This window comes from Rhodococcus sp. P-2 (assembly GCF_016598535.1).
GTDB classification, from domain to species: Bacteria; Actinomycetota; Actinomycetes; order Mycobacteriales; family Mycobacteriaceae; genus Rhodococcus_F; species Rhodococcus_F baikonurensis.
On sequence record NZ_CP066779.1, the window covers coordinates 5,701,028 to 5,713,647 of the forward strand.

The following is a 12,620-nucleotide window of genomic DNA, read 5'->3' on the forward strand; positions in this document are numbered from 1 at the left end:
GAGTTCACCGTGGAAATCCACGTCATCCTTGTGCGGATAGCGCTCGGACTCGTCCTCGGCGCTGCCGTCGGGATCGAAAGGCAATGGCGCGCAAGGATGGCGGGTCTGCGAACCAACGCGTTGGTGAGCTTGGGTGCGACGCTCTTCGTGATCATGGGCGCGTACGGGTTTGAGGGGCCGGACGCTGATCCGACGCGCGTCGCAGCGCAGATCGTCTCGGGGATCGGCTTCCTCGGTGCCGGGGTGATCATGAAGCAGGGAGCCTCGGTCACGGGCCTGAACACCGCCGCAACCTTGTGGGCCACGGCCGCCGTCGGCGCGCTGGCCGGCGGCGGAATGTACTGGGTGGCGGTGTTCGGAGCCGGTGCGATCATGTTGGCGAACACGCTGTTGAGGCCGTTGGGCCGGATGATGGATCACCAGCCTGCCCGCACCGGGCGCGAGGAACCGCCGGCTGATTACACCTTCGAGGTGACCTGCCACGGTGACGCCGAAGCCCACATCAGAGGGCTTACCGTGCAGTCCATTTCGAGGCCGGAGTTCCAACTGCGGTCAGTGCAGTCCTTCGACATCCCGGACAGCGACCGCGTGCGGGTGGTGGCCGAACTGGCTGCGGCGGAGCGTGACGACGGACTTCTGGAATCCGCCGTCAGCCGGCTTAGCCTGGAACCGTTGGTAACTCACGTTCGGTGGGAGGTGGAGCCGTCGAAGTAGATTCGAGGTCTCGGTCAGCTAGCGTGCATGTTCCTGCGGCGCAAGAGAGTTCCCCGGTGCGATGTCCGCGCAGTTCGACGGCGCAGGCTTGCCGTTCAATCGGTCGTCGACCCAAGCGAGCGCCCCGGGGAGCCAGAGCATGGCGCCGAGGAAGTGGCTGATGGTGTCGTACTGGTCGTACTGAATCGCCAGACCGGCGTCGCAGTACTTGCGTGCGAGGCTGCGGACGTCGCCCGTGATCATCACGCCGTCACCTGCTCCGACACCGGGGCCGCCGGGTTGGGTGCCCTCGATGGTTCCGTTCGCTGCCTGCGCGATGAACATCGGAATCGTCGGTGTCGCGGCAGTGCCCATGTTGATCTTGTTCACGACATCGACGTACTCGGGAACCGTATTGGGATCTGCGTACTCGGGTTTGACCAGGTCCTGCCAGGTCAGGCCGGGATATTGCGCCAGCACATTGCCGATGGACGCGTCTTCGAGTCGAGCCATGACGTCGCGTCCACGGTCGCTGAGATACTTCCCGAAATCGATGTCGTACGAACGCGCAACGCCGACGACTGCCATGCCGACCACGCCGCCCCACCCGATGCTTCCGCTCGCGTAGCGAAGGTTGTTGGCCGGATTGACCAGCACGCCTCCCTGCGCGGCACCGATCAAGTTGTCGTTGATCTCCGGTGCATATGCGGGAGCGAGTATCGAAGCCCAGTTGGTGGCGATCGCTCCGCCGGAGTAACCCATCAGCGCGATCTCTGCGTCGTCGGTGATTCCGGTTTCCGGGACATCGCGGGCGGCACGCAGAGCGTCGAGCGTCATCATCCCGTATTCGGGTCCGGCAGCGAAGTTTGCATCCGGGCCCTCGGTGTCCGGGACGACGATCGTGTAGCCCAATGCGAAGAGCGGCCCGAACAAGGCTGCCTCGATGGACGTGAAGGTACCGCCGATGTTGAAGTTGCGTCCGCTGGGCGTCCAGTCACCGATCGGGGTGTTGCCCGCGATCGCGCGAGACGGACTGTCGTCGGGGTTCAGAGAATCGTAAAAGGACTGGTACGAAACAACTTTGTTCGGTTGAGCGTTGGCGGGGCGCAGGATCGAGGTGACGTTGGCGGACGGTTGTCCCAGGGCGTCGGTTGATCGATAGAGAACCTGCACTGCCTGTATCGGGGTCGGGACGTTGAGCACCGTGTACGGCACGGTGCGAGTCTCGAGGACTGCGCCGGGAGCGTACGACGAGAGGGGCGTCGCGCCGTCGTAGCTGTAGAAACCGTCATCAGGGGACTGGGCAAGAGTCGGCTGTGCGAGCGCTACCGGTGCGCCGACGCCTGTCAGTGCGACAGCGAGTACTCCGACAACTATGCGAGATAAGACCCTTGACGACATACTCGTCCTCCACATTGGTGTGCCACGCCCCACCCTGAGATCGCGGTGTGACGACCACCATATATTACTCGCGGGTAATGTGGGGATCGGTCATCTCGGGCGCCGTGTCGAGTTCTCGGCGTAGAAAGATCTCGGAGGACTCGCCGGGGAGTAGCAATACTCCGGCATCGACGTATCCCATTGCGCGATAGAAGTTCTGGGCTGATTCGTCGGCGAGTGTGGAGGTGAGGACCGTCGAATATCCCGCACGGCGCATCTGTGTTTCCCAATATCTGACCAACGCGCTCCCGATGCCTTGGCCGCGGTTTAGAGACTGGACGGTCAGCATGTTCATGAACGGAATCTCGTCCCAGAACAGGCCCCAACGGAGCCATCCGATTGGATTATCGCTGTCCTCGGCGACGAGTATCCGGCCGCGTTGGACCACCGACACGAGTTCCTCGTCTGCGATGTGCGAGTCGTTCTCACGTAAGAACGGCAAGTCTGTCTGTGCTGCGACGCGAATGTTCACCACACACATCAGTATTGCCGTTCAAGCTGAGGCGGTTACGTTCGGCTTGGACAGGTAGACAACTCCGGGGATGTGGCTGGGATCCGGCGGCAATTGAGCGTAGCCGGCTCGGGTGTAGAGGCGAATGTTCCGCACGCTCTTGCTGCCGGTGAACAACTCGAAACTGGTGATGTGCTCGGGTGCATTCTGTTCCACGTGCTGCAAGAGGCGTCGGCCGAGGCCATTGCCCGCCAAGTCCGGCGCCACCATGAGGCGACCTATCTGCCATGCGGTTCCGTCGGCTGTGCCGCGGACGGCCCCGACGAGCCGGCCGCCGCGTCGTGCGGTCCAGACCGTCGACTCCTGAACCCAGGCTCGGACCGTGGGTAGGTCCTCGTGGAGCGGGGGTATGTCCATGCTGTTGTTCGAGATTGCTTCAGAGACCCAGCAACAGCGTTGTAGAACAAGGATTTCCGCGGCGTCCCCGTCCGTTGCGCCCTCTATGACTATTTCGTCCATGGTTTCCCTTACGAATCGGTTCTTCGTACCCGCAGGGCAATTGTTCACCCGCAGGCTGAATTTGGCGCGCGGCTGAACAATTGGCGCGCGGCTGAACAATTGGCGCGCGGCTGTGAATGCAGAGAGTTTCAATTCAGTCATAACAAACAAAACGCCCGCGACCAATTGGTCGCGGGCGTTTGTGAAAAGAACGTCAGACAGTTGCCGGAGTGTTCTCGTCCAACTTCGGATCGTCGTTCGCGATTCGCTTGTTGCGAATGAGGCTGCTGATGAAAGCAGCGCCGATCAAGAAGACACCGACCAGGCCGGTGATGATCTCGTTGATGTGAACGCCGATGGACACCATCAAGATGACGGCCAGAGCGCCGATGGCCCAGTGGGCACCGTGCTCGAGGTAGACGTAATCGGAGAGCGTGCCCTTGCGGACCAGGAAGACCGTGATGGAACGGACAAACATCGCGCCGACGAAGCCGAGGCCCAGAGCGATGATGATCGGGTCTGCCGTGATGGCGAATGCGCCGATGACGCCGTCGAACGAGAAGGACGCGTCGAGGACCTCGAGGTAAAGGAACAGGAAGAAGCCGGCCTTGCCGGTTGCCTTCGCGAGCTGCGTGGGGCCGCCGGATTTGGAGGTTTCTTCCTCTTCGCCTTCTTCCGGCAGGTTGAACAGTTCACCCAGTCCGTTGACCGCGATGTAGGTGATCATGCCCAGAACACCGGAGATCATGACGGTGGAAACCTTGTCGTCGGCAGCGAGGAAAGAACCACTGAGAACCAGGACGATGCCGGCCACGACGACGGAGAGCTGATCGAGCTTGCCGATGCGAGCGAGCGGCTTCTCCAGCCAGGACAACCACGTGATCTCACGCTCTTCGAAGATGAATCCGAGGAAGAGCATCAGCAGGAACATGCCACCGAAGGCAGCGATCTGCGGGTGAGCGTCGGTGAGGATGGTTTCGTAGCTCGGCTCGCCGTTGGTGAAGTACGCGGCGTCGTCCGCAGGCGGGTTCAGTGCGAGGTCGAGTGCAGCTACGGGTCCGAGACCGGATGCAGCCCAGACGATCACGAGCGGGAACACCAGACGCATACCGAAGACAGCGATGATGACGCCGATGGTGAGGAAGATCTTCTGCCAGAATTCACTCATTCTTTGCAGAACAGTGGCGTTGATGACGGCGTTGTCGAAGGAAAGCGAGATTTCCAGAATCGACAGGATGATGACGAGGAACAGTGCCTCGGGTCCGCCGTAGATGAACGCAACGATCATCGCGAGGATCGAAATTGCGATGGATAAACCGAATATTCGCAGTACCACGGAGCGTGGCCCTTTCTAGTTGGTCAATGCAGAGTGGTTACTGCAAGCGGTCTCTCACCGCATCCGAACGTGAAAACGGGGAGGGTTCCACAGACTACTGCGGAACCTTCCCCGAGTCAGCTCGTCGAGAGCGAAGATCAGACGTTGACGCCGTAATCGCGCGCGATGCCCGCGAGGCCGGACGCGTAGCCCTGGCCGATTGCGCGGAACTTCCACTCTGCACCGTTGCGGTACAGCTCACCGAAGACCATGGCGGTCTCGGTGGAAGCGTCCTCGGAGAGGTCGTAACGAGCGAGCTCGTTGCCGTTCGACTTGTCGACGACGCGGATGTACGCGTTGCGGACCTGGCCGAAGGACTGCGAGCGAGCTTCTGCGTCGTAGATCGAGACGGGGAAGACAACGCTCTCGACCTCGGCGGGAACCGCTGCGAGGTTCACGTCGATCTGCTCGTCGTCGCCTTCGCCTTCGCCGTCCGTGTTGTCACCCTTGTGCTCGATCGAGCCGTCGGGCGAACGGAGGTTGTTGAAGAAGATGAAGTGCTGGTCGGAGAGGACCTTCTTGTTCGAGCCTGCGCCGATCGCGCTGGCGTCGAGGTCGAAAGCAGCTCCGGTGGTGGAACGCGCGTCCCAGCCCAGGCCGACGACCACTGCAGTCAGGTTCGGGGCCTCCTTCGTGAGAGAGACATTGCCGCCTTTGGTCAAGCTGACGCCCATTCAGGGGTCCTTTCAAGAGGAGAGACAAGGCCCACTACGACGCGAAGTCGTCTTGGGAGTGTGTTTACCTCCACCACCCTAACCGCAGTTCCGGTGTGTTCGCCGTAACAGCAGAATTACGAACCGAGAAGCGAAGTGCTGGACCCGTAGGATTCAATCGTGGTGGGAAGATGGTCGGAGCGCTTCAATCGGGGGGCAAGAGTGGGGGAGTCGGTCAGTCGTGCGCGGGAGGCGCAGACGGCCATGGTTTCGGCGTTCCTCGACATGGACAAGCGGCAGACCATCGCGTCGGCAGCAGTCGACGCTTCCGCCGAGCTGTACCCCGAGCGCGGGCTGCGCGCTGCGTGGGAACCCGTTCGGGATCGGTGCTTCCAGGCTGCGTCGGACTACCTCGACACATCCGAGCGCTATGGCAACGATCAGGTACTTCACCAGAACCCGAACGGTGCTCGGGCGGCGTTCGAGAAGTCGGTAGCTGCACTTGTCGAGGCAGCGCAGGGCGTCGACGCCTTCTACAACGGACATCGAGCGCATCTCGAGCAGGCGACGGTCACGATGTCCGCCATTCCCGTTCTCGGCCAACAGGCACGAACCCTGGCGAACGCCGCCCGGGAGAAACTTGCTGCCACTGATCAGCGCTATCGCGAGTACCCGTCGGTGGTGACGGCCTCCGAACACCTCGACGACGCGGTTGCAGCGCTCGACAACGCGCGATCCTCCGGTCGCGCCGACGCAGTCCGCACGCGGGCCGAGAGTGTCCGCGAAGCGGTATCGGCGCTCGAGGAAGCATTGGCAGACGCCCCGTCGACCCAGCACCGTGCAGAGATGACGATCTCCTCGGTCTCGACCAGGTTGTCGGCAGTGCGCACACGAGTGGACCGGCTGGATCCGGCGTACTCCGCATTGCTCCGCGAGTTCAACGCAGCAAGTTCCGCTGACCTCGTCGACAACAGCAGTCGCAGCCGAGCGCACATCGATCAGGCTGACATCGATCTCAAGGAAGCGAAGCAGTCGTTGGCTGCGGGAAACCCCGAACACGCACTGGCTTTGATGGCCGAAGCACGTGTTCACCTCGCCGACGCCGAAGCGTGCGCCGATGCCGTGACGGACCGTCTCGCTACTCTGCGTGCAGTTCGGGCAGATCCGAGCGAAAAGGAACGTGAGGTTCGTTTCCGGCTGAAAGACGCCCAGATGTTCGCTGTTAACCAAGGGTTGGTGGCGGAGTGGGGCTCCGTACTCGATGCTCAACTAGCAAGGATCGAGCGAGCGAGTGCGTCACTGTCGGGAACTCATCCGGACTACTGGTCGTATGTATTACAGCTGGACTCGGTATCGACGTTCATCACCGAAGTTGTCGAGAAGATGCGGGCGCGAGCCGGCAAAAACTGAATGGTCGGGCCGATCGGGGGATCGGAGTAGCTCGACGCGTTGTCACAGGGGGTCGTTTCATGGACTTGATTGCGGTTACAGAGAGAAGAGAAATGCAGCACTTTCAACATCTCGAGGACGACGTGCGGGAGCAACTGTTCCTGCATGCGCCTCGGTCGTTCGCGGATTCCGACGAGAGGGATCTGCTCGCGATTGCTCTGGGTGCAACTCTCTACGTTCCGGCCACCCGGGCCGGGTTGGCCGACATCGTGGTCAAGCGAGCGTCCGAGGGCGTCAGCTCGATGGTGCTCGATCTCGAAGACGCCGTCGCTGATCACGAGGTGGAGTCGGCGCGCGCTAACGCGGTTGACGCTCTCGACAAGATCGCGTCGACCGACGCCGTCGGCATGTTGCTGTTCGTGCGGGTCCGTGAGGTCGCGGACATCCACAAGGTCGCCGCGTCGTTGACCGAGGGGCGTGCCGCGCTCACCGGGTTCGTCATCCCCAAGTTCGGCAGCGAGTCCGGCCCCGTGTTTCTCGACGCCGTCGCGGACGCGTCCGAGCTGCTGGGTAAGCATCTCTACGCGATGCCGGTACTCGAATCACCCGCGCTGGTTCACCGCGATACACGTGATCTCGAATTGCGCACCATCAGTGGAATTCTCGCGCAACACCGCGAGCGCATCCTTGCCGTCCGCATCGGCGCCACCGACATGTGCAGCACCTTCGGCATCCGTCGTGACCGCGATCTGACCATCTACGACGTGCGCGTGGTGGTCGACGTCATCGCCGACATCGTCAACTACCTCGGCCGCGCCGACGGTTCGGGTTTTGTCATCACCGGGCCGGTGTGGGAGTACTTCGCCGATCACGAACGCATGTTCCGGCCGATGCTGCGCGCCACCCCGTTCGAGGAACACGACGCCGTCCGGTTCCGTCAGCACCTCGTCAGCCGCGACCTCGACGGCCTGCTCCGTGAGATCGCGCTGGACCGAGCCAACGGAATCCAAGGCAAGACGGTCATCCACCCGTCGCACGTCGCGGCGGTCAATGCTCTCTCCGCGGTCACGCACGAGGAGTACCACGATGCCCTCGACATTCTCGGTGCCGACGCTGGGGGAGTGCAGGCGTCCGGATACCGGAACAAGATGAACGAGATGAAGCCGCACCGCAATTGGGCTCATCAGACTGCGCTCCGCGCTCACGTGTTCGGTGTGACCAACAAGGGCATCACGTTCGTCGAGTTGCTGACGGCGTTGGTCGATCGATGACAGAGGTCGTCCAGTCCAGGGACGTCCCCTGGGCTACCGCAGAATTCGGCTTGGACCTCGTTCACGGCGATTCGTCACTCGGGCATTCGGTGCCCGATCTGGTGATCCCCGGACTTCGGCGGAATCCGCGTCGCGCTCACTTGCTGGTGTCCACGGTGCTGGGAAAGCACGTACCTACCGAGCCGTCCGTTGTCATCGGCGCTGCCGACGACCTCGGCGACTTGGTGCGGACCGCTCTCGGTGACGGCGTCGACGTCGTCGTGCTCGGGTTTGCCGAAACTGCAACAGGTTTGGGCCACTGCGTCGCGGCTCGTCTGCACGCTCACTGCTACCTGCACTCCACGCGCCGGGACGTACCCGGTGCCACGACGCTCGCCGGATTCGAGGAGGGACACTCGCACGCCACGAGTCATCTGATGCAGCCGACGTCCGCCGAACTGTTCGAGAACGACCTGCCGCTGGTCCTCGTCGACGACGAGATCTCCACCGGCGCAACCGCGATCGACGCCATCCGGGCGCTGCACGGGCAATGCCCGCGAAGCCGTTACGTCGTGGCCTCGCTGGTGGACATGAGGACCGAGGAACACCGAGCCACCAGCGAAGCCGCGGCGGCAGAGTTGGGCGTGCGGATCGACTACGTCTCTCTCGCTTCGGGTTCGACGGTCCTGCCCGACGGCCTGACCGAGCGCGTCACGGCCCTGGATGCTCCGGATCTCAATCCGATCGGCGATCGTCGAGGCTCCTTGGCTCAAGTGGATCTGCCATGGCCCGCACACGTCCCCGACGGTGGCCGGCACGGTTTTCTCGATGGCGACACCGAGGCATTCGAGTCCGCCGTCGAGGCGGCGGTGTCCATCCTCGGAACATCGATCGACCCGTCGCGTGCTGTGATCGTGATCGGTCACGAAGAGTTGATGTACCTGCCATTGCGGATCGCAGCGGGCTTGGAACGCGCTGGGCGAGCAGTTCGGTACCAGACCACAACTCGCTCACCCGCCTACGTCGTCGACCTGCCGGGATACCCGCTGCGTCGTGGGTTCACCTTTCCGGCACCGGAACTGGGTGAAAACGAGCCTCGATACGTGTACAACGCGCAGTGGCCTGATGCGGCGGTCGAAGCCCTTGCATTGCTGGTCGTCGACGAGCCCGCCGACACCGATCGGTTGACGGCGATGGACGGAGTGGTCGAGGTGTTGCGGAACTCGGGCACCGACGTCCTGGTCGCCACCGTTCGCGGGGCCGATCCGTCGGCGCTGCGAGATTCCAGAGCAGGAGGCTCGTCATGAACGAACCATTGGTCGGACCCGATTTCGGTTCGTACGCGCCGGGCGAAGTGAAGTGGCTGCTCAAGGATCTTTCGCACGTGGATCTCGAAGCGGATGTATCCGTGCGCGAGAAGCGTATTCAGTCGGGTGAGGCGCACTATGCCGAGTCTCTTCCCATCGAGTACCAACCCGATCAGGCATATCGGGATCTGTTCGAGACGGTGCTCGCCGAGAGCGCCCCACGGTTGGCGCGCGCTGTCGGGACCGTCATGGACCTGGTGCTGGCCGAGCGCGGAAGTGACATCACGCTGGTCTCACTCGCTCGGGCCGGAACACCGATCGGGATTCTGATGCGGCGCTGGGCCCAGCAGACTCGCGGGTTGACGCTGCCGCACTACGCGGTGTCCATCGTCCGCGGCAAGGGCATCGATTCCGTCGCACTCGATTATCTTGCGCACCATCATGACTCGGAGAACGTCGTCTTCGTCGACGGCTGGACGGGTAAGGGTGCGATCGCCCGCGAACTCGACGCGGCGTTGACTGAGTACCACGAGGCGGGCGGCGCAAAGTTCGACTCCGATCTGGCTGTTCTCGCGGACCCCGGCCACTGCGTGCGAACGTACGGAACCCGCGACGACTTCCTGATCGCGTCGGCGTGCCTCAATTCGACGGTGTCCGGGTTGGTCTCACGAACAGTCCTCAACGACACCCTCATCGGGCCGGGCGATTTCCACGGCGCCAAGTTCTACGCAGATCTGGCCGACGTCGACGTCTCCAACAGGTTGCTCGACGTGGTCTCGGCCGAATTCGAATCCGTCCGTGCCGATGCAGCGGATTCTCTTGCCGCAGTGCTCGCTTCCGATCGGACGCCGACCTGGGCCGGCTGGGAATCGGTGGAGAAGGTGCAGGCCGAGTACGGGATCTCGACGGTCAACTTCGTCAAACCCGGTGTCGGAGAAACAACCAGGGTGCTGCTGCGCCGGCTCCCGTGGAAGGTTCTGGTGCGCGAACTCGAAGCCCCGGAGCATGCGCATATCCGGTTGTTGGCGCAGGCACGTGGGGTTCCGGTCGAGGAAGTACCCGACCTCGCCTACTCGTGTGTCGGCCTGATCAAGGACATCACGTGAGCCGTGCGGACACCGCTGCGTCTCAGGTCCTGATCGCCACGGATCTGGACCGCACGATGATCTATTCACAGGCCGCGATCGGCGGCGATCCCAGTGGCTCCGACCTGGATTCGGCGCCGAGCCCCCTGTGCGTCGAGTACTACAACGGCGGTCCGCTCTCACACATGAGCGTCGAATCGATCGAACTGCTGACTGCGCTCAGCTCGCGGGTTCCGGTGATTCCGACAACGACCCGGACCATCGCACAGTTTCAGCGGATCGATCTCCCCGGCGGACCGTGGAAGTACGCGATCACGAGCAACGGCGGAAACATCCTGGTGGACGGCGAAGCCGATCGCGAGTGGCGAAACGAGATCGACCGTTCGACCCGCAAGGCCGGCGCCGAGTTGCCGCAGGTTCAGGCGGAACTGGAATCGCGCATCGACTCGAGTTGGGTCAGCTCCATTCGTGTTGCCGACGATCTGTTTCCGTACCTGGTCGTAGATCTGGCCGTGATGCCGAGTGAATTCGAGACCGAATGGAATCACTGGTGTGTGGCGCGGGGCTGGAACGTCTCTCGTCAAGGCCGGAAGATCTACACGATGCCCGACGCGGTCTCGAAGTCACGCGCACTGGCAGAGGTGCGCCGTAGATTGGTCGAGTCGGGTGATCTGGATCAGTCCGCCGTGGTGATCTCGGCTGGTGACGGTGCGTTGGATGCGGACATGCTCGAATACTCAGATTTCGCGATCCGGCCGAGGCACGGTGAGCTGGAAGAACTGAATTGGCAACGGCCGACCGTTACTGTGACAGAAAGGTCCGGTATCGCAGCGAGCGCGGAAATATTGCGGTGGTTCTCTTCCTCGCTCGGGTAATACACGCTCTCTATGAAGGGGATTTAGTTGTCTGTATCGCTTGCCAAAGGGCAGAACGGCCCGCTGGACGTCTCGGATGTGGTTGTGTCGGTTCAGTTGGCTGCAGCCGCGGACCTGTCTGCACTCCTCGTGACGAGCAACGGAAAAGTTCGTTCCGACGCCGACTTCGTCTTCTTCAACCAGCCGACCGGACCCGGCGTGCAATTGGTGCCCAACCCGGGCGGCATTGCCTCACTCCGAGTCTCGCTCGCCGGCGTCCCGGCAGACATCGAGCAAGTCCGCGCCGTCATCACGCTCGACGACGCGTCGTCGAACTTCGGGCGCACTGCTGCACCGACCGCTCGGGTCTCCGACGCGGCCGGGAACGTGTTGTACGAGTACGTGATCGACGGCCTCACCGCCGAGTCCATCGTCATCGCGCTCGAGGTGTACCGACGCCAGGGTGCGTGGAAGGTGCGCGCCGTCGGCCAGGGTTACGCCGGTGGATTTGCCGCGCTGGTCACCGATCACGGTGTGTCCGTCGACGATGCTCCCGCGCCGCCGCCGCCGCCGCCCACTCCGGTCGCGGCTCCGGCTCCGATCACCCCGCCGTCGTCTGTCGCTCCTACACCGCCGGCATACAATCAGCCGCCGCAGCAGCAGCCTTCGTACAACGCTCCGCCGGTTCCGCCGGCCCCGCCCGCGTACAACCAACCGCCCGCCTACAACCAGGGCCCGACTCCGCCGGCCTACCCGCCGGCGCAGCAGCCTGCCTACAACCAACAGCCTGCGTACAACCAGCAGCCGACGTACAACCAGGCGCCCCCGGCGCCTCCCGTGCAGAACCAGCCGCCGGCCCAGCAGCCCGAGGTGAGCCTGGTCAAGGGACGTCCTGTCAGCCTGACCAAGGGCCAGAAGGTCACCCTCCGCAAGGAAGGTGGCGTCGCGCTCACCATGATCCAGATGGGGCTCGGCTGGGACCCGATCAAGAAGAGCGGCCTGTTCGGCAGCCGTACTGCCGACGTCGACCTCGACGCTTCGGCTCTCCTGTACGCCGACGGCAACCTCGTCGACGTCTGTTACTACGGTCAGCTGACGTCCAAGGACGGCTCGGTCCGTCACATGGGTGACAACCTGACAGGCGACGGAGATGGTGACGACGAGGTCATGCTCGTCGATCTGCAGCGCGTCCCGGCTCACGTGACCACCGTGATCTTCACGGTGACCTCGTACCGCGGACACACGTTCGAGCAGGTCTCCAACGCTTTCTGCCGCCTCGTGGACAGCACCACCAACTCCGAGCTCGCTCGATACACGCTCCAGGGCGGCATGGCCTTCACCGGAATGGTGATGGCAAAGGTGTATCGCGTGAACGGTGAATGGAAGCTGCAGGCCATCGGTGAAGGTATTCAGGCCAAGCATGCGGGAGAAGCTGCGCCGCAGCTGGGCCGTTTCCTCACTGTGTGAGTCGAGACTGCATAGTCGAGATGAATCCGATTCGGCGGTAGGTGGTTTCGATCGCCGTCCGCCGAACCGGACATCGTTGTCCACTCCGTGCGTTAACCTCATGCGGCATGTCGAGCCGTCAGTCGAGCGGCCGTGCGCGAGAGGACTTGGCACAGTAG

12 protein-coding genes are annotated in these 12,620 nt (G+C 62.9%); 7 read left to right on the top strand and 5 right to left on the bottom strand.

The features are described 5' to 3' along the window. The first annotated feature begins 9 nt into the window (after positions 1-9). Complete coding sequence (locus I7X09_RS26540) at positions 10-714, top strand: MgtC/SapB family protein (RefSeq protein ID WP_095970789.1); 705 nt, start codon at positions 10-12, stop codon at positions 712-714. Positions 715-732: 18 nt separating this feature from the next. On the opposite strand, the gene I7X09_RS26545 is transcribed toward I7X09_RS26540, so the two are convergent. The 5 genes from I7X09_RS26545 to I7X09_RS26565 all read right to left on the bottom strand — a co-directional run bounded on the left by I7X09_RS26545 (position 733) and on the right by I7X09_RS26565 (position 5,131). Beyond that, the gene (locus tag I7X09_RS26545; protein WP_200314471.1) at positions 733-2,094 is read right to left on the bottom strand and encodes a lipase family protein; all 1,362 of its coding nucleotides are present in this window, start codon (positions 2,092-2,094) and stop codon (positions 733-735) included. 64 nt (positions 2,095-2,158) lie between these two features. Next, positions 2,159-2,608 carry a GNAT family N-acetyltransferase gene (locus tag I7X09_RS26550; RefSeq protein ID WP_124568991.1) on the bottom strand — a complete coding sequence of 150 codons (450 nt, stop codon included), beginning with the start codon at positions 2,606-2,608 and terminating at the stop codon, positions 2,159-2,161. Positions 2,609-2,626: 18 nt separating this feature from the next. Next, positions 2,627-3,001, bottom strand: a complete 375-nt coding sequence (locus I7X09_RS26555; RefSeq protein WP_234036723.1) for a GNAT family N-acetyltransferase — start codon at positions 2,999-3,001, stop codon at positions 2,627-2,629. A 295-nt stretch (positions 3,002-3,296) separates the two neighbouring features. Beyond that, positions 3,297-4,418 (bottom strand): DUF475 domain-containing protein, encoded by a 1,122-nt coding sequence (locus I7X09_RS26560; protein ID WP_200314474.1) that lies wholly within the window; start codon positions 4,416-4,418, stop codon positions 3,297-3,299. 137 nt (positions 4,419-4,555) lie between these two features. Then, positions 4,556-5,131: a TerD family protein gene (locus tag I7X09_RS26565; RefSeq protein WP_003941199.1), complete on the bottom strand. Its 576-nt coding sequence runs from the start codon at positions 5,129-5,131 to the stop codon at positions 4,556-4,558. A 243-nt stretch (positions 5,132-5,374) separates the two neighbouring features. Between I7X09_RS26565 and I7X09_RS26570 the strand changes: the two genes are divergently transcribed. The 6 genes from I7X09_RS26570 (at position 5,375) to I7X09_RS26595 (ending at position 12,462) form a co-directional block, all read left to right on the top strand. Continuing rightward, positions 5,375-6,520 (top strand): hypothetical protein, encoded by a 1,146-nt coding sequence (locus I7X09_RS26570; protein WP_166812584.1) that lies wholly within the window; start codon positions 5,375-5,377, stop codon positions 6,518-6,520. A gap of 92 nt (positions 6,521-6,612) precedes the next feature. Continuing rightward, on the top strand, positions 6,613-7,770 hold the full coding sequence (locus tag I7X09_RS26575; protein ID WP_021342746.1) for an HpcH/HpaI aldolase/citrate lyase family protein: 1,158 nt from the start codon (positions 6,613-6,615) through the stop codon (positions 7,768-7,770). Further along, positions 7,767-9,056 (top strand): phosphoribosyltransferase family protein, encoded by a 1,290-nt coding sequence (locus tag I7X09_RS26580; protein ID WP_200314476.1) that lies wholly within the window; start codon positions 7,767-7,769, stop codon positions 9,054-9,056. The genes I7X09_RS26575 and I7X09_RS26580 overlap by 4 nt, the downstream gene beginning before the upstream one ends. Next, positions 9,053-10,162 (top strand): cysteine protease StiP family protein, encoded by a 1,110-nt coding sequence (locus I7X09_RS26585; protein WP_200314478.1) that lies wholly within the window; start codon positions 9,053-9,055, stop codon positions 10,160-10,162. The genes I7X09_RS26580 and I7X09_RS26585 overlap by 4 nt, the downstream gene beginning before the upstream one ends. After that, on the top strand, positions 10,159-11,016 hold the full coding sequence (locus I7X09_RS26590; RefSeq protein WP_442800580.1) for an HAD family hydrolase: 858 nt from the start codon (positions 10,159-10,161) through the stop codon (positions 11,014-11,016). The genes I7X09_RS26585 and I7X09_RS26590 overlap by 4 nt, the downstream gene beginning before the upstream one ends. 27 nt (positions 11,017-11,043) lie before the next feature. Next, the gene (locus tag I7X09_RS26595) at positions 11,044-12,462 is read left to right on the top strand and encodes a TerD family protein (RefSeq protein WP_200314480.1); all 1,419 of its coding nucleotides are present in this window, start codon (positions 11,044-11,046) and stop codon (positions 12,460-12,462) included. The last annotated feature ends 158 nt before the right edge of the window (positions 12,463-12,620 follow it).

Bases quoted from the DNA above. Each gene is read 5' to 3' on its own strand.
- I7X09_RS26545 (WP_200314471.1), bottom strand. From the start codon at position 2,094: ATGTCGTCAAGGGTCTTATCTCGCATAGTTGTCGGAGTACTCGCTGTC.
- I7X09_RS26555 (WP_234036723.1), bottom strand. From the start codon at position 3,001: ATGGACATACCCCCGCTCCACGAGGACCTACCCACGGTCCGAGCCTGG.
- I7X09_RS26565 (WP_003941199.1), bottom strand. From the start codon at position 5,131: ATGGGCGTCAGCTTGACCAAAGGCGGCAATGTCTCTCTCACGAAGGAG.
- I7X09_RS26570 (WP_166812584.1), top strand. From the start codon at position 5,375: ATGGTTTCGGCGTTCCTCGACATGGACAAGCGGCAGACCATCGCGTCG.
- I7X09_RS26575 (WP_021342746.1), top strand. From the start codon at position 6,613: ATGCAGCACTTTCAACATCTCGAGGACGACGTGCGGGAGCAACTGTTC.
- I7X09_RS26580 (WP_200314476.1), top strand. From the start codon at position 7,767: ATGACAGAGGTCGTCCAGTCCAGGGACGTCCCCTGGGCTACCGCAGAA.
- I7X09_RS26585 (WP_200314478.1), top strand. From the start codon at position 9,053: ATGAACGAACCATTGGTCGGACCCGATTTCGGTTCGTACGCGCCGGGC.